The sequence below is a fragment of the Leptolyngbya sp. PL-A3 genome (genome assembly GCF_039962325.1).
GTDB lineage: Bacteria > Cyanobacteriota > Cyanobacteriia > Elainellales > Elainellaceae > Vacuolonema.
The window spans coordinates 26,942-43,428 of sequence record NZ_JAMPLB010000056.1 but is presented as its reverse complement, the minus strand read 5'-3'; the positions used below and the strand labels follow the sequence as shown (position 1 = coordinate 43,428).

14 protein-coding genes and 3 pseudogenes are annotated in these 16,487 nt (G+C 48.8%); 10 read left to right on the top strand and 7 right to left on the bottom strand.

What is annotated here, in order from left to right:
- The 3 genes and pseudogenes from istA to NDI52_RS27025 form a co-directional block, all read right to left on the bottom strand.
- Positions 1–974, bottom strand: a 974-nt coding sequence (gene istA / locus NDI52_RS27035; protein WP_348256589.1) for an IS21 family transposase, incomplete at its 3' end; no start/stop codon positions are given.
- Between the two features lie 91 nt (positions 975–1,065).
- Positions 1,066–2,121, bottom strand: a complete 1,056-nt coding sequence (locus tag NDI52_RS27030; RefSeq protein WP_190789549.1) for a transposase — start codon at positions 2,119–2,121, stop codon at positions 1,066–1,068.
- Positions 2,122–2,538: 417 nt separating this feature from the next.
- Positions 2,539–3,895: pseudogene (locus NDI52_RS27025) on the bottom strand (IS110 family transposase).
- A gap of 451 nt (positions 3,896–4,346) precedes the next feature.
- Here NDI52_RS27025 and NDI52_RS27020 point away from each other — a divergent pair.
- Positions 4,347–4,988 (top strand): annotated as a pseudogene (locus NDI52_RS27020) (IS5 family transposase); the annotation flags it as partial.
- Between the two features lies 1 nt (position 4,989).
- Here NDI52_RS27020 and NDI52_RS27015 read toward each other — a convergent pair.
- A pseudogene (locus NDI52_RS27015) lies at positions 4,990–5,337 on the bottom strand (transposase); the annotation flags it as partial.
- Between the two features lie 1,050 nt (positions 5,338–6,387).
- Here NDI52_RS27015 and NDI52_RS27010 point away from each other — a divergent pair.
- From NDI52_RS27010 to NDI52_RS26980, 7 genes are all read left to right on the top strand, one after another.
- On the top strand, positions 6,388–6,600 hold the full coding sequence (locus tag NDI52_RS27010; protein WP_190774914.1) for a hypothetical protein: 213 nt from the start codon (positions 6,388–6,390) through the stop codon (positions 6,598–6,600).
- 275 nt (positions 6,601–6,875) lie between these two features.
- A complete protein-coding gene (locus NDI52_RS27005) occupies positions 6,876–7,988 on the top strand; it encodes an L-dopachrome tautomerase-related protein (protein WP_190774913.1) in 1,113 nt (370 codons plus the stop codon).
- Positions 7,988–8,833: a dienelactone hydrolase family protein gene (locus NDI52_RS27000; protein WP_199308060.1), complete on the top strand. Its 846-nt coding sequence runs from the start codon at positions 7,988–7,990 to the stop codon at positions 8,831–8,833. Before NDI52_RS27005 ends, NDI52_RS27000 begins: the two co-directional genes overlap by 1 nt.
- A complete protein-coding gene (locus NDI52_RS26995; RefSeq protein WP_190774912.1) occupies positions 8,830–9,048 on the top strand; it encodes a hypothetical protein in 219 nt (72 codons plus the stop codon). Before NDI52_RS27000 ends, NDI52_RS26995 begins: the two co-directional genes overlap by 4 nt.
- Before the next feature lie 163 nt (positions 9,049–9,211).
- Positions 9,212–10,129 (top strand): alpha/beta hydrolase, encoded by a 918-nt coding sequence (locus NDI52_RS26990; RefSeq protein ID WP_190774911.1) that lies wholly within the window; start codon positions 9,212–9,214, stop codon positions 10,127–10,129.
- Between the two features lie 463 nt (positions 10,130–10,592).
- On the top strand, positions 10,593–10,868 hold the full coding sequence (locus tag NDI52_RS26985) for a UBP-type zinc finger domain-containing protein (RefSeq protein ID WP_190774910.1): 276 nt from the start codon (positions 10,593–10,595) through the stop codon (positions 10,866–10,868).
- 250 nt (positions 10,869–11,118) lie between these two features.
- Positions 11,119–12,687, top strand: a complete 1,569-nt coding sequence (locus NDI52_RS26980) for an MFS transporter (protein WP_190789548.1) — start codon at positions 11,119–11,121, stop codon at positions 12,685–12,687.
- A 102-nt stretch (positions 12,688–12,789) separates the two neighbouring features.
- Here the strand turns inward: NDI52_RS26980 and NDI52_RS26975 are convergent, their stop codons facing one another.
- Positions 12,790–13,041, bottom strand: a complete 252-nt coding sequence (locus NDI52_RS26975; RefSeq protein WP_190771273.1) for a hypothetical protein — start codon at positions 13,039–13,041, stop codon at positions 12,790–12,792.
- Between the two features lie 42 nt (positions 13,042–13,083).
- Positions 13,084–14,076, bottom strand: a complete 993-nt coding sequence (locus tag NDI52_RS26970) for an adenosine deaminase family protein (RefSeq protein ID WP_190771272.1) — start codon at positions 14,074–14,076, stop codon at positions 13,084–13,086.
- Between the two features lie 328 nt (positions 14,077–14,404).
- Between NDI52_RS26970 and NDI52_RS26965 the strand changes: the two genes are divergently transcribed.
- Together NDI52_RS26965 and NDI52_RS26960 are read left to right on the top strand one after the other, a co-directional pair.
- A complete protein-coding gene (locus tag NDI52_RS26965; RefSeq protein ID WP_190771271.1) occupies positions 14,405–15,046 on the top strand; it encodes a DUF3105 domain-containing protein in 642 nt (213 codons plus the stop codon).
- Between the two features lie 21 nt (positions 15,047–15,067).
- Positions 15,068–15,586 carry a GNAT family N-acetyltransferase gene (locus tag NDI52_RS26960; protein WP_199308058.1) on the top strand — a complete coding sequence of 173 codons (519 nt, stop codon included), beginning with the start codon at positions 15,068–15,070 and terminating at the stop codon, positions 15,584–15,586.
- A gap of 33 nt (positions 15,587–15,619) precedes the next feature.
- On the opposite strand, the gene NDI52_RS26955 is transcribed toward NDI52_RS26960, so the two are convergent.
- Positions 15,620–16,486, bottom strand: coding sequence for a GNAT family N-acetyltransferase (locus NDI52_RS26955; RefSeq protein ID WP_190771270.1), 867 nt, complete (start codon positions 16,484–16,486; stop codon positions 15,620–15,622).
- Position 16,487: the final 1 nt, after the last annotated feature.

The following is a 16,487-nucleotide window of genomic DNA, read 5'->3' as shown; positions in this document are numbered from 1 at the left end:
TGGCAACTGACCCGAGCACTGACGACTTCGTAATCGGCCACTCGGTACTGAGGCAGTGCTTGGAGCACCTGCTTTTCTTCCTCATACTTGGCCTGAGAGCGTCGGTTCAATCCGGCGACCGCTTTATCAATCAGTGCCTGATAGTCCTCAATGCTGGCAAAATCGCTGCTTCCCCGCAGCAGGATGGCCTGTTTGATGCGGTGTTTAAGATGCCCATGAGGGGATTCAATACTGCCATTCTCATGAGCAATGCCCCGATTGTTGCGCGTCGGTTGCAGGCGGTAATGGTCGCACAGTTGGTCATACAACGTCGTTAGTGCAGGCTTCTTTTGCCCACCCAGGTTGCGGTAGGCCGCACTGAGACTATCGGTGCGATGTTGCTTGGGCACACCCCCACAGGTAAATAAGGCATTCTGCAACCCCTCTGACAGGGCAACGAAACTCTCGCCTCCCTGAATAATCTGGGCATATTGCCAGCCGCTATAGGCCAAGCGGTAATGGTAAATCAAGTGCTCAAAGGGATGGCCGTTAATCGTCACCTCCACCCCTGTGAGTTCGGTGAAGTCAGAAAACCCCATCATCCCTGGCTCATGGCGCAATTCGAACATCACATCCCGCGCTTCACCATGCAGGGCTTTCCATTCCTGCACTCGTCGTTGCAGGGTTCTCAGTACCTGCGGGTATTGTCCGGGATAGCGCTCTTGCAGATACTCAAATAGGGTCATGGGCGTTAGCCCTGGCTCCCGCTCTAGCATCGGTTTCAATTCGCTTTCCCAGACCTCAGCCAGTGGGTCATGACCCGTACGGCGAGGGCGCTCTTGCCCTCGCTTGGGCTGATGGGTACCAGCCTCAATGCGTTGGCCAGTCCGTTCTGAAAATTCGGCAATGGTAGCTGAATCTACCTGAGTCAACCCCAGTTCTCGTGCATTCATGTACACTCGTATTTGAAAACTTTCAATTGTTTTGCCAGACATTGTTCGGGTCTCCACTTCGCATGCGGGACTTTTGAACAATGTCTTTTTTTGTCGTTGATTTTGTCTGATACCTAAGTGTCAATTGGCGATCTCACAGTTGCTCGTCAAATCCGCCTACTGCACTGTCGTCTCCTGACAAGGGCATTGTCACCTGACAGACGGTGAATTCACGATTAAAAGACTGGTTATGCTGTCGCTTAGAAGCCATTGCAGGTTGTGGGTCAGATGCACCAGATAGAAACCGAAAAAGATGTATTTTCCATTGTTTGGTGATGGCTAAACGAATCCAATTCCAGCCTAACTTGAGATAACTCATCCCACGATTCCAGTGACTATCCACAAAACGACGCTTGCCTGATGCCACCACCTGAGTTCCTTGCAAAACCAAAAACAGCATCGTCAAGGCAATTACACCACACAGTTGAGTCAAGGCAAACTTATCTCGCAAACGCGAGGCTTCCAGGTTGAAACCATTCGATTTGAGATCCAAAAATGTTTCCTCAACACAGAACCTCAAGCGGTATTGAGCAAAGGTCTGTAAGGTTGTCGGTTCGTCACTGACAATCACCCAATCCTCATTGCTGAGCTTGTCATGAGCAAACGCTAGGTAGACACCCGCAAAGGGCTTGGTCTTACCAACTGCTACTACCGGGGTGAAGTAAGCTTGTCCGATTGGCAGTTTTACCGATGAAACCTTGTGCCATTTGCCCTGAAACTGAAACTGGAACGAGCGTTTGATGCGGATGCGAAAATGCCACTTCAGGTTCTCCCGTAAGTACTTCATCAACTTGCCATCGGCAAAGCCTCGGTCTGCCAGCAACACCACGCTCACCTCTTTCGGCATCACCCGTGCTGCCTGCCGCAATACCCGTTGGATTGTCCATAGCCGCACGGTGCTACTCGACTGAGCTACGATTCTCCAAGCAATTGGAACGGTTCGACCTCGATACACAACCCCGACCCAAACAATGCAGAAGCAGTTCCACACCATTGTTGTATCCAGACTCAGATAAATCCGGTCGTTACCCCACTGGGATAACGATTGAGCGATCAGCGTTTGATGGACTGCTGCTACGTCAATCCGTCGATTCGATAGCCATCGCCGAAACCGTCGTTGGTGGGACTGAGCATAGGTGGCTCGACTCACCACATGCACTCCAAACCCATTGAGGTGAACGTTTTAGCTCTCAAGGATGCCAATCATCATCCAGCACAAAGTCTGGAGATGTCTGACATCGCACCAGAGGTTTTGGCATTGACTCAAATATTCATGCAGCGCATGATAGAGACGGGAAGTAGGTGCCATTGATTTTGCCGATTTGTGTGGTAACTTATCAGCTTAGATCAGGCTCTGCTTCCCTCCTAGCTTTCGTTTCAACTCCCAGTACTTCTGTCAGTCAAGCAGGGACCGCACCTCTTGCTGGGACGCTCCCTTACCACGAAAGAATTGTCAGTAGGATTTTCTGCTCACTGCGCCACTACCAATTCGTCACTCCCTGTCATAGAGGTCTTCCAAGTAATGTAGGCCCACCATCAGCGGTACAGCAGTGTAGGTTAACTCCTCCTAAGAAACACATTCAGGGGATGTAGTCTGAGGAATCAGGTCAAAGCCAAGCGCTGAAGCCTTTTTCTTGAGATTCTTGACAACCCGTTCTTGGTACTGCTGTTCATAAGCATGGATGCCTGGGTCAACAAAAGCATCCCCAGATGTCCACAAGTGGTAAAAGATGCGTGCGAGTTTGTGAGCAGTGGCTGTAATGGCTTTAGGAGCACCTAGATGGGCTTGCATCCGACGATAGAAAGCGCCGAGTGCAGAATGAGAGCGAACGAGGGTTTGGGCTGCCATTCGCAGAGCGGTGGCGACACGATTGGCAACTTGTCGAGTTTTGGAGCTTTTGCGCTTGCCCCCTGTAATGCGAGAGCCAGGACATAGCCCCAACCAGGAAACAAAATGCTTGAGCGAAGGAAAGCGGGATGGGTCTAAGCCCAACTCAGATAGTAGGGTGAGTACCGTTAACACCCCAATGCCATCAATTTGGGTGAAGTCTACCCCACTGATGCGGTACAAATGGGTGCGCAAGTCGAAGTTGGGCGCATTACCCGGTTGTTTCTTGCCCCGTCGTTTTGAGGGTGGCAGGGGTGAGGTGGTGAGGTCAACCTGGTCGGCAAACTGGCTCAAGCACTGCTCAATTTGAACATCACAAGCAGCAATTTGCGCTTGAAAGACCTCGTAGAGTTGCAGTTCTTGAGCGAGCACAAACACCAGTTCTCCCCGGTAGTCCCCTTCCAGTGCCGCCGCAATTTCATTGGTACTCGCATGAATGCGGAAATCTTTAAGGGCAGCGAGTTTATGCAAGCCTCGTTCCCCAGCGACGATGGCACGAATGATGGATAGACCTGTGGTGCCACTGATGTCACTAATGACACGGTGCAGTTGCACATTCATTTGGGTCAGAGCTTTTGCATCCGTTGAATATGAGTGCTCGCACTTTTGATCAACGTGTCCCGTTGGCGAATGTAGCTCCGTAGGACACACACTTGGTCATCGGGACGGAAAGACCCGCCAGCAACCCATAGCTGTGTAACTGTCGCAACCATTGGCAGTCGAGTACATCGCTTTTGCGCCCCGGCACGATTTTAACGTGGCGGGCGTTGACCAGCTTAACTTCAAACCCCTGAGTTTCAAGAATTTGAAACACTGGAATCCAATACACTCCCGTCGCTTCCATCGCTACCGTTTCAATCCCACACCCTTTGAGCCACTCTGCCATGGCATACAGGTCAGCGGTGAAGCAACCAAAGCGACGGATACACTGCTCATCACAACCTTCCGGGACACTCACCCAATGGTAATCAGCTCCCAGGTCGATACCAGCTGCCTTGGGATTAACAACCGATAATTCGCTCTTGGGTTGACTTATTCATCAGCTCCTCCACACATTCGGTGAATGCTGCCCTGACCCAGATGGCGCTGTTGATCTAGTCTCCTAAACGGGATAGTGTCTCCACTTCACCAATGTCTTAACCACGACCATCTAGAACCAGGCTCAGATACGGGCGCAATCGCACCAGTGATAAATCGGTCTTAGCTGTTAGGGCATTGATGTAACTGTAGAGCAGTTGAGCTGCGCTTTTTGTGTTTCTTGCATCCTGAACGAACGGTACTCCATCCCTTAAAGGCTCAGATCTTAAACCTTTTCCAGTAAACCTGGTCAGGCAAGGATTTGAAAACAATTTCAAACCCATGTTGTGCGACAACATCTTTGCTTATTCGAATCTGTTTGAGAGCTGATTCGTAAAGAGAATCTAAAGAGCTACTAAACCTTCCCTGAACTGGCATTAGGCTGAAAGCGGTTGCATTTACTCAGAATGATGAGCTGTCTTCCAGAAATTGCGAACCCTCACCGTAAACCTTATCCCAGCGACCTCAGTGATGGCGAATGGGAAGTGATGCAAAAACTCTTGCCACAGCCCAAGAGGTTTGAACATCCAATTGAAGTAGATTTTCGCGAAATTCTCAACGGGATTTTCTACGTGCTTCGCTCCGGATGCCAATGGGAAATGATGCCCCATGACCTGCCGTCCATACAACGGTCTATGGCTACTTCCGCCAGTGGCAGCGCAAAGGAGTTTGGCAACAAATGCATGATGCGGCCCGTGAGAAATTGAGGAAGGAGATGGGGCGAGAGGCCGATTCCACGGTTGCCATTGCCGATTCTCAATCAGTGAAGACAACCGAAAAAAGGGGGACGTCTACGGTTACGACGGTGGCAAAAAGGTTAAAGGCCGTAAGCGGCATATCGTCGTCGATTCTCAAGGATTGGTGATTGAACTGTTGGTGACAGAGGCTAACACCTCAGAGCGCTTGGGAGCCGTCCTTGTTTTAGATCAGGCCAAAGAGAAACTCTCCAAGTTAGAAGTGCTCTGGGGGATCAAGGGTATTCAGGGGAGAACTTTGCCAAGGCTGTACAGCAAGTGTGTGGAGAGGGGGTGCGAGTGGAGGTAATTGAGCGAACAATTCCACTGCTTGATTGTCAAATTTACGTGCACTCAGATTGCCGCCAAAAATCGTTTTGAAACGAAACATGGTCGTCTCCGCTATCGAGCGACGATTATAGCTAGACTCGCGTTTCCAACGCTTGCGTCCATACTTGCGGATATGGCGTAAATTCTCATCACGTGGATGCGGCTTGCAATTGCAATTGCCATGCTGCCAAATCACTGCATCCTTGCGCGGAGGAATCACTGCCTTGGCTACTTGGGCTGCAATCCCGTCATGGCAATGATGATGGTCGTATGCCCGATCGCTAGAGACTTGCTCTATCGGCTCTTCAATGGCTTGAAGCACATCGTTTAATACTTCTTCGGCATGGAACTCATGGGCAATTAGAATGAGGGGCGCATAACTATTGTCTCCTGCAGCAAGCATGTCCCTTGTCTCACTACGCTAATCTTCAGGGGGCTGAGAAGGCAACAGTTGAAGGCTTAATGTAGAATTTGTGGCGATCGCGGGTTACTTCCAAACTTACAGCGCTTTTCAAACGCTTAAACTCTGGTTGTTTTTATGAGAGTCGCGCTCCGCGCGGCCCTCACAAAAACAACCATGGCTGATTCAATCGCAAAGCGCTGTATGGGAATCATGACTGTGAAGCAACTGCTCTTACCCAATTACTCTGAACCGTGACGTGACCATGATGCAGTTCGTTCTCTGGAGTAAACTTAATCGCATGACTACTTATCAACTCCTACTATTCAATGTGGTGTTATATTTCAATCTCTAGTGAAGGCCATTTCACATCGCTATAACTTTTAGATCGTGAAGTAGATAGATGCTCATGTCATAGCAAAAAGTTTCTCCATCTCGATCAATACTGATTTGCTTCTGAATGGCAGTTCCTGTCTTTAAAACTTTCTGGTCGGTGCCTTTAATTTGGATTACGTTTTCTGACGAAAATAGGTCAGTATCAAACTTGCCTGTAATGAGCAGGCTTAGGCTGTCGAGTACTTGCTATAGAAGTAGAACTTAATATACTTTGCTTAAGCGCTATCAAAGCTACTTTATTTATTACATCAGAGTATCTCTACCTTTTGAGTGAGAATATTGCATTCCCCTTAAGCCTATCTCATTCGAAAGTTAGAGAAGCTCAGTGTCGTCTTGATTACTATCTCATTTAGTTTTAGAAAGTGCCAGAAGTTGAAATCTTCTCAGCGTATAACGTTTGGCTTTTCTGGCTAATAGTACATGAAGTCTATTAAGCCTGGATATATATCGTTAATTATGGAAGATTTTCAATATAAAGAATTAAATTAAGTGACTAGTATCAAATAAAGATGTAGGCCCTCCCCATAGAATGAAAACAAGATGAATTAGACTTCATTAACTAAGGTCAACAATCAAGCAAGAGGAAGTAGCATGTTAAACTCTGATGACTATATGTTTCAAGTCACTCCAGGAACGCGGAACCATAAGGGCTGTTTTGTTCAAGATACAACCTACAAACTGATGTCTATTAATCAGGCCGGATGGGCGTTGATTTGTATGGATGAAATGAGTTGTCACTATGTAGACCCGGCCAACATCTGTGAACTTACTGCTAATAGAGAGGTTGAGTTGGTGATTCAATAATATGTTTGACCAAAGCCGAATCAAAAGCTATATCTATCAAACTCGATCGAATAGCTATCAAAAAATGCGGTGTCTGGGATGCTTTTGTCCCAGGCATCGCATTTTTTGTGGCTAGATGGAGGTGATACGCCGTTGGAAAGACGCAGTTACCCAATTACCTTTTTAAGATTGGAAAAGTTGAAGGTAACACCATTCACGCTCGGCTTCCATTTCTCATCATTCGCACTTCAAAGTAATGCTGTGTGAAGTCATTAGAGAGGATTTGAATAGTACCTATGGTTAGTCAAATACAGAAGTTAGCGACGGATGAATCGCTCGGTACTCTGGAGACTGTCGTACACTTTGATGGCGCGATGCTGACAGGTGTGACGGTATCCCGTCAGGGACGTATTTTTGTTAACTTCCCTAAGTGGGGTGATGAGGTTGAATTCACAGTGGCGGAGCTTCGAGATGGCTGCCCTGTCGCCTATCCCAACGAAGCCTTTAATCAAACTCAACCTGATAACCCTGCCGCAGCACTGGTATCAGTGCAAAGTGTTGTTGTTGACCCAGGCGATCGCCTCTGGATTCTTGATACGGGCAGCCCCATGTTCCAGCCCACCCAATATGGCGGGCCAAAGCTTGTTTGTGTGGATTTGACGAGTGATCAGGTGGTTAAAACCATCCTTTTCCCTGAGGATGTTGCGCTGCCAACAACTTATCTAAACGATATACGGTTTGACCTGCGGCGAGGGGCCGAGGGAATGGCTTTCATTACAGACTCGTCTGACCAGGGAGCAAACGGTATTATCGTGGTGGATTTAGCGTCTGGAGAGAGCTGGCGCAGGTTGCATGAGCATGCTTCGACGAAAGCGGAAGATGGGTCGAGCTTCCTTCCTGTTGTCGAAGGTCGCCCATTTATGGAACGGCAACCCGATGGGCAAACGAAACCCTTAAAAATGGGAGCCGATGGCATTGCCATTAGCGCTGATGGCTCGCGCTTGTATTACTGCCCCCTTGCTAGCCGTAAGCTTTATAGTGTGGCTGTTGATGCCCTGTGCGATCGCTCCCTTTCCGATTCAGAAGTTGCCGCAACTGTGCTAGATGAAGGTGACAAAGGCGGCGGCTCAGACGGGCTTGAATCTGATGCCGCGGGCTGTATCTACGCCACCAGTTATGAGCACAACGCCATCCTGTGTCGTCCCCCAGGTGGTGAATGGGAAGCGGTTATTCATGATCCACGTCTTCTGTGGCCCGATACGATGTCAGTAGCAGCTGATGGCTATCTCTACGTCACGGCAAATCAATTGCACCGTCAGGCTAAGTACCAGAAGGGGGAAGATCTGCGTCAGAAGCCCTATACGCTCTTTCGCGTTCGCATCAATGCCCAGCCTGTTTTGCTGCGGTAATGTGGCGATTTCAATTGATGTCGCCTCGGGGAACTGCGATCGCTGGTGCGGCCCTGACTAACCCTGGGGAAAGAGTGAGTTTGGACTTTCTGGCTGAGGATAATCGAGCAGAAACTGTGAGTACATTTAAGCAGACGCATGAAGATCTCCTGGTGCATGTGCCAGCAGATTCAGTAGTGCTAGAAGGAAACCTGAATATTCCAGCGAATGCCATGGGTATTGTGCTGTTTGCCCATGGCAGTGGCAGTAGTCGGCATAGCCCTCGGAATTGCTATGTTGCCGAAAACCTTCAAGCGGCCGGATTGGCAACTCTACTGCTTGATTTGTTGACGGCTGATGAGGAAGCCGTTGATCAGCACACTCGGGAATTGCGCTTTGATATTCGGTTGTTGGGCGATCGCCTCATCGCCACTCTTGATTGGCTTACCCAAAATCCGGATACTCAGGGTTTTAGGATTGGCTGTTTTGGAGCCAGCACTGGGGCTGCCGGCGCACTGATGGCAGCTAATGCTCGCCCCGATACCGTTCACGCAGTCGTGTCCCGTGGTGGCCGTCCGGACCTGGCAGCACCCGTACTTGCCCACGTTCAGGCTCCAACGTTACTGATTGTGGGAGAGAACGACCCAATCGTTATCGACCTCAACCAGCAAGCCATGGCGCAGCTTCTTTGTGAAAAGCAACTGGCGATTATTCCCAAGGCTACACATCTATTTGAAGAGCCAGGGGCGCTCTCCGAAGTTGCTCGATTAGCAGGGCGATGGTTTCAACATCATCTCCTACTCCCTAGAGAATTGGGACCGCATTTGACCACTTTAGACGAAGAAGGCAACCAGGAGGAACTATGACGGGCCACTCTCCTTATCATGATGAACTAAGCTTGGTAGATACCGCTGAAGCCTTGGGTAAAAAGGCGGTGCAGTTAGGACTAATTCATAGCTTTGTGGTGCGCCACTTTGCCGATAGTAGCCAATTTTATATCCCTGATGAACATCGTGAGCCACTGACACCGGAACAGGCCTACATGCAGTTCAAAACATTGGTTGAACGATCGGATAAATAGGGTGAACCATAACTACAACGGCTGCTGAGAGATGGGTAGCCAATCTGTTCTCACTATTAAGAAGCATATTAGCAACTCCCTTTGGATTGAACTTTTGGATGATGCATTATTCCTGGCCCTACCCTCACGATTGAGATGAAACACGCAAGTTGATGAGGGGCTAATGTTCTTACCTCCTGGCTTTGGCGAACGCTCGATCATGACTAAGCTCGGTAGGATGGCCTATTACGTGCCTCAAGAAGAACCCTGGGGTGCAGAAGGTACGTCCAAAGCAAAGTTAGTTTTTTTGCATGGGTTAGGAGGTGGTTCTTCTGCCTATGAATGGTCAAAGGTATATCCATCATTTGCCGCAGACTATCAAGTTCTGGCACCCGATTTAATTGGTTGGGGTCGTTCTGATCATCCTGCCCGTAGTTATCAAGCTGAAGATTACATCACGACTATTACAGAATTTATTGAGCAGACATGCAGTAGTCCAGTAACAGTCATTGCTTCTGCTCTTACAGCTGCTTTTACCATTCGGGTTGCCATCAACCGCCCTGAACTATTTAAGTCATTGATTTTGACAACCGCCGCTGGTTTAGCTGAGTTTGGAAAGGATTATCGCCATAGTGGTCCGGCTCAAGTTGCGAGAACTCTCAATATTCCGTTTCTAGGCCAACTGCTTTATAACACGGGTGTCGCAACAAGTTTTGGCATTCGTACTTATTTAGAGCAGCGCCAGTTTTCTCATCCAGACCGAATTTATCCCGAAATTGTGGAGGCGTACCTTCAGTCTGCTCAGCAACCTAATGCTGAATACGCGGCGCTTTCGTTTGCAAGGGGAGACTTGTGCTTTGATTTATCCCAGTACATCACTCAGCTTACGGTGCCGACTGCTATTATCTGGGGCAAAGCATCTGAATTCACCGGCCCAGAGGTAGGGCGTCGCCTTGCTGAAATGAATCCTCAAACGGTTCGTATCTTCTACCATTCTGATGATGTTGGCTTTACGCCACAGCTAGAGCTACCTGGTGTTACAGCGGGTTTGATTCGGAAGTTTCTACCATTACTGGAATCTCAAGACTCTAATAACAAGTAAGGAATTGAGGAATGTTGGCTTTTAGTCGGTGTTTCTGGCAAAAGCCAACATTCCTCAATTCCTTAACGAGATGCTCTCGCAGGGCCTCTATCTTTCAACCGTTGCTCATGTTCTTGAAGGGCTTCATGTCATAGAAATAGGGCTCTTGCCGGTAGTCATAAGTAGGACCCAGCAGGAAGTTGTGGAATTGTTGAAGCCGGGACGAGCGGGCGGTACGATGAGCGCACTCGCTCCTAGTTTAACCAGTGCCATATTTGTTCCTCCATCACAATTCAGCATAGTGCTATGGCTTCACGACGGCATGATGTGGGCTCTGGGACAAAGTGCAGCAGGCCAGTTTAGCGCAAGATCTGACTATAAGGCGCAGATCTGAGATAGACATCTGCGGGTCTTTACCCTATTCTTCTGGAGAGAGGTTTGAAGCATATCTTGTACGTTAACCCACTTATCTCGGTGAACGTCTATGACCTGTCAACATCTTAATCAAGTAACTCTGGAAAACTTAATTTCAAAAGCCAATTATCCTGTATTTCGCTGTGAGGAGTGCATGCAGACTGGCGATCGCTGGGTGCACCTGCGGATCTGTCAGACCTGCGGCAAAATGCTGTGCTGCGATTCTTCTAAAAATCAACACGCCCGCCGCCATTACGAAGAAAGCGGGCATCCCGTCATTAGTTCGGCGGAATTGGGAGAGGAATGGCTATGGTGTTTTACCGACGAACAAGCCAAGAAATATTGATGATTGCGATGGACGAACATCTCTCTAGCGAAATGTGGCCTATATGTTGCATCTCACTAGTACGCTGAGGCGGAAATCCATCACCTATGTTTTGTGTGGGGTGCTTCGCACCCCACACAAAACATAGGTTGTGAACTTAGGCCGCAGCCTACTAGAGGGATGTTAGCCTGCAAGTATTTTTCGTGAATCTAACAAGTAGATTAGGTGCGATCGCCTTCCAGGGTCGGTTAATTATCTCCAAGGTTTACCCATGTCAAACCCCATTAAACCGCCCTGCGATGAAGGAGTAATTCACTCTAAACCGTGCTCAAATCCCTGTCGGAATAACGCCAGATGGGTTCTTGTCGCGACCATTCTAGGCTCCAGCATGGCGTTTATCGATAGTACTGTTGTCAATGTTGCCCTACCAACACTACAAACACAATTAAATGCCACCGTTTCCGATGTGCAGTGGGTCGTAGAATCCTATGCATTATTTGTGGCAGCCCTGATTTTAGTGGGTGGGTCATTGGGCGATCATTTAGGGCGGCGGCGGGTCTTTGTGTTAGGGGTGGCTGTATTTGCGATCGCCTCTTTATGGTGTGGGATAGCCCCTAACATTGGCCAACTCATCGTAGCTCGTGGCCTACAGGGCATTGGGGGTGCCTTACTGATTCCTGGCAGTCTAGCCATCATTGGTGCGTCTTTCCCCAGCGAACAACGGGGAGCTGCGATTGGGCTGTGGTCAGGCTTCACGGCTATTACCTCAGCTGCGGGCCCCGTTCTCGGTGGCTGGTTGATTGAAACGTTGTCTTGGCGTTGGGTGTTTTTGATTAACCTGCCCTTAGCTGCAATCGTAATCTTCATTAGCCTTCGGTATGTTCCAGAGAGTCGCGATCCAGAAGTATCTGCTCTAGATTGGCTAGGGGCTGTGCTGGCGATCGCAGGTTTAGGGAGTGTTGTATACGGCTTGCTGGAAGCTGCTAATGGGTTCGATGCTGTAGTTGTGGGGGCGATCGCCCTGGGAGTTCTTGTTTTAGGCGCATTTCTTACATTAGAATCTCGCCTGCGGTCTCCCATGATGCCGCTGAACTTGTTCCACTCTCGTACATTCAGCGGAGCCAATTTGTTGACACTGCTGTTGTATGCGGCTTTAGGCGGAGCGTTATTCTTCCTGCCCTTCAATTTAATTCAGGTACAGGGATATTCAGCTACCGCTGCTGGAGCGGCATTCGTTCCCTTTCCCATCATTATGTTTTTCCTTTCCCGCTGGTCAGGGAATCTGGTGAGCCGTTACGGAGCTCGTCTGCCGTTAATAATAGGCCCTGCGATCGCCGCACTAGGGTTTGGCCTCATGGCCCGTCCTGGTATCGGTGGTAGCTATTGGGGGACATTCTTCCCAGCCGTTGTCGTTTTAGGGTTGGGTATGGCCGTTTGTGTGGCCCCCTTAACTACGGCGGTGATGAATGCCGTCGATATGCGCTATGTTGGTGCAGCCTCAGGCGTTAATAATGCCGTCTCTCGCATTGCTAGTTTGCTGGCGATCGCTATTTTGGGGCTAATCATGCTCAATCGTTTCAATCACAGCCTTGATCAACACCTTGCCGCTCTATCTTTATCTACTGAAGCTCTACAATTTTTGGATGCACAGCGTATTAACCTGGCGGCTGCAACGTTACCTCCAGGTTTGAGTCATTCCATCGCAAGTGCCCTGGAACGTGCGATCGCCCTCGCCTTTGTCGATGGATTCCGTCTGGTTATGGGAATTGCTGCAATGCTGGCGATCGCCAGTTCCATGGCGGCAGCCTTGATGATTGAGCGTAAACGGCTCACCTCTTAGAAGCGCAAATAAAACCAATACCTTTGCCATTTTCTCAAGCCCGTGATTTTGCGTGCGCATTACGTACACAAAATCAGGGGCTTGGTTCTTAAGAAAGAAGTATTAAGAGCGATCGCCCCTTAAGATGCACTGAATGCAGAGGTTGAATAGGGCAATAACCAGAGCAGTTTCAATCGCAATTTGTAATCCAGGAGGCGCAGATGTGAGCCCGATCAGAATGAGAACTGAACCGACAATGGCAGAAGTAATCAGCACAGCCTCATCATTAAATACCTTTAGCCCAATCCACAACGTGCCAAATCCGAGAATCCAGAAGATGAAGTGGCTCATGTAATAATCAAACCATTTATGCACGACAACAGGGGCTCAGTCTGTAATATTGTGCCACGTCCCAAGTTACAGGCTCCAGTTCTCCAGCTCAGCTATAAAACGCCTCCGGGTCGGTTCATCTAAAATTGCCTGGGAAAAGGCATTTCGAGTCCAACGCTTCAGATCGACTAAACTGGCCTGTCGTTCTTTGATCAATCGAGAGAGTTCATCCGTTAGGGTATAGCCAAAAAAGGTTGGGTCATCAGAATTGACAGTAACCGCTATCCCCGCTGCATCTAGCGCGAAAATTGGATGAGCTGAATAGGACGATATATAACCTAAGCGCTCATTAGATGTGGGGCACATTTCAACGGTGACCTGGCGATCGCGCAATAATGCCATAACCTCTGGGTCATGAATCGCAGATGTTCCATGACCAATCTGATGAATTTCTAGTTCTTCAACCGCAATGCGAATGCTTTCTGGCCCGGTCATTTCCCCTGCGTGTACCTTGATTCGTTTACCAGCTTCCCTTGCTAGATCAAAGGCTGGTTTAAATTTGTTGGCAGGCCAGCCTACCTCATCCCCCTGTAAATCAAATCCTGAAACGATGGCGATTAAACGGGTTTTGCGTACCCAGGCGATCGCTTCCTCAACGCCGTGATTGCGCATTAACCCCACAAAAATGCGGATGACACAACCCTGAGCGATCGCCCGTTTAATCTCGGTTTCTAATATCTCCCATACTTGCTCCAGGCTGGCTCCGTGGCGTTCCACCAGAGAAGCAGCCACATTAATTTCAGCGTAACGAATATTTTGTTCAACCAAGCTATCCACGACATCATGGATGATTTCTGCATAGCCCAAAGGGGTTTGTAGCCACGGATGAATGTAGCGCTGAAATAGAGATTGAAATTCTCCAAAATGTGTAAAGCGGAAGTTCGGAGCATACCAGGGAGGCAGTTCAGGTAATTCCGCACCATAATGTCGTTGATGAGCCTCCCGTACGCTAGCCCAACGGGGCGCACCCTCCAAATGAAGGTGCAACTCTGCTTTTGGCATACTGGAGAGGTTTATCATCGAATGTCCGTGCTAGCCTTGCCAGGGACGAAACTTCAGTAGGGGAGACAACACCGATACGGCCGGAGATGGCGATCGTGCGGTTCATTCTGCAGCAATTGCTATAAATCCTTTACCATGAACGCAACTGGCCGTTAGCAAACCAAAGGGTAAGAGGTGGGATAAGCAACCACATCAATAGCGCTCCAAAGGGCTTATGGACGGAGGGTAAGAGGCTGATAGACCATCCTCGCCTAACGACGTTCACACGTTCTATCTATCAATGTGAACAATGCTAACTCTGAACGGGTGAATAGTGACGGAAATAGAATAAGTTGGATTTGCAACTATGAGTAAAACAGTACGAACCCGACGAAACCGTAATACTCTGGCAGATAAAGTTAGAGATCGACTCTGGTTAGTGGTGCCCTTTGGCCTCATTGTTTTTGTAACCGGTTTTGCAGGTGTAAATGGGCTGAAAGAGCAACCGGGGAAAATCGAGAGCTTTGTTGTAGACTCACCGGGTACACCCTTGCCACCCCAGCCACAAAATACCGACTTGCCAGGAGATGAGATTCCGCTATTAGAAGCAAGCCATATCCCTCCCGAAGAAAGGGCGACCTACAATTCAAACCCACCCACATCCGGGGCGCATTACACCGTTGAAGCTATCTGGGGAATTCACAACCAAGCTCCTGCAGATGAGCAACTGGTTCACAACCTGGAACATGGTGGCATTGTCATCAGCTACAACCCAGCTCAGGTTGGTTGGTGGACTTTAAGACGGTTGCGAGGGCAAATCCGCAACTTGAGCCAGGTAAACCCACGGTTGGTTTTAACACCTAGAGAAGACCTGGATGCTGCGATCGCTCTCACATCCTGGGGATATCTAGAAAAGTTGGATAGCTATGACCCAGATGCCATAGAAGCATTTTACGATGCCCATATTGGCCGTGGCCCAGAATGTCAAGATGGACAATGCCCCATTTAACCTGACATGAACAGAAACAGGATGAATCTGCAATTGATGGATGCGAACCTGACGACTGGTCGACTTCAACTGCGGCCCTGTTCTCGTTTGGATATCGAATTTCTACATACTTTGTGGATGAACGATCGCATCCGTTATTACTTGTTCGACGATCGCATCATTTCTCATGAGGAATCACGAACCTTTATTGAGGCAAGCTTGAATAGCTTTGAGCGGCATGGCTATGGGCTATGGCTTGTCCATCACCAAAACCAATGCATTGGATTTGCGGGCTTTTTAGATACAGAAGCCATTCCCTCCCTGATTTATGGCATTCATCCAGACTTTTGGGGGCAGGGATATGCCACTGAAGCAGCCCGAGCCGTTCTAGAGTATGGCTTAAGAATACTAAAGTTGCAGGAAGTGAACGCGGATGTAGATGAACCCAATATCGCTTCTGTACAGGTGCTACGGAAGTTGGGAATGAAGCAGGTCAACCGTACCCTTGTGAACGGTCGACCGCTTTTGTACTTCTCAATTGAGCCAGATTCAGAGGAGTAACATGTTCTACATTGAGTGTAGGGTTACTCGGCTTTAAGCATCATCAAATGCATATTCGTGCCAGTCGCAGATGGGTTGATAACCAATTTGCTGGTAGATGTGATTGGAGGTGGGATTGGCGAGGTCAGTAAATAAAAAGCAGCGATCGCACCCCTCATTCAATAATTTTTGGCTCAAGGCGGCAACACAGGCTGTCGCATAACCTTTCCGTCGATATTCAGGTGGTGTATAAACGGGGCCAATACGAGCAGCTTTAGGCAAGGAGCGGCTTCCACTCGCCCAGGAAACCGGTGTACCATCCTCCCACAGATACATACTCTGCTGTTTCAACCCATGCTCAACTACCCTTTGTGGATTGGCGCTAACAACCTCACCGATTTCATCAGCGAAGGTTTTAACCCAATCGAGTAAAAGGGGGCGATCGCTTTCTGTCGCAACCCTGAGTTGTCCTTTCACCTCTGCTACGGGCTTCACCTCGGTTAGGGTATGAATTCGCATTTCCATTACACGGCGAGAAGGCTGTCCGGTGAGCGTTTGCCATGCTTGCAGAAAGGCTTCCACCTCTGCCACCAGACCACCAACACCGGGAAGGGGCTGCGGATACATTTGCAAGTCTTTTGCAATCAACGTTACGGCTTCCAAGTCAACCACTTTTGACAACACCAATTTAAAGGGAGGTGTCTGGATCGCAACTGCCAAAATTTTACCGGGGATTTGATTACTTCCCTCAACACTATCCAAGACACAAGCGAGATAAGCGGGTTCTGAGTACCTTTCTGGATAATGCACTAAATTATGCAAAATTCCCAGCAATAGATTATGCTCCGCCTCACATTCGAACAAATAATCCTGAACCTGGTAGCTAAACTCTTGACTATCCGTAAATCGATGTAATCGCATC

Excerpts from the sequence above, each read along its gene's own strand:
- NDI52_RS27010 (WP_190774914.1), top strand. The coding sequence starts at position 6,388 with ATGTTAAACTCTGATGACTATATGTTTCAAGTCACTCCAGGAACGCGG.
- NDI52_RS27005 (WP_190774913.1), top strand. The coding sequence starts at position 6,876 with ATGGTTAGTCAAATACAGAAGTTAGCGACGGATGAATCGCTCGGTACT.
- NDI52_RS27000 (WP_199308060.1), top strand. The coding sequence starts at position 7,988 with ATGTGGCGATTTCAATTGATGTCGCCTCGGGGAACTGCGATCGCTGGT.
- NDI52_RS26995 (WP_190774912.1), top strand. The coding sequence starts at position 8,830 with ATGACGGGCCACTCTCCTTATCATGATGAACTAAGCTTGGTAGATACC.
- NDI52_RS26990 (WP_190774911.1), top strand. The coding sequence starts at position 9,212 with ATGTTCTTACCTCCTGGCTTTGGCGAACGCTCGATCATGACTAAGCTC.
- NDI52_RS26985 (WP_190774910.1), top strand. The coding sequence starts at position 10,593 with ATGACCTGTCAACATCTTAATCAAGTAACTCTGGAAAACTTAATTTCA.
- NDI52_RS26980 (WP_190789548.1), top strand. The coding sequence starts at position 11,119 with ATGTCAAACCCCATTAAACCGCCCTGCGATGAAGGAGTAATTCACTCT.
- NDI52_RS26970 (WP_190771272.1), bottom strand. The coding sequence starts at position 14,076 with ATGATAAACCTCTCCAGTATGCCAAAAGCAGAGTTGCACCTTCATTTG.
- NDI52_RS26965 (WP_190771271.1), top strand. The coding sequence starts at position 14,405 with ATGAGTAAAACAGTACGAACCCGACGAAACCGTAATACTCTGGCAGAT.
- NDI52_RS26960 (WP_199308058.1), top strand. The coding sequence starts at position 15,068 with ATGAATCTGCAATTGATGGATGCGAACCTGACGACTGGTCGACTTCAA.
- NDI52_RS26955 (WP_190771270.1), bottom strand. The coding sequence starts at position 16,486 with ATGCGATTACATCGATTTACGGATAGTCAAGAGTTTAGCTACCAGGTT.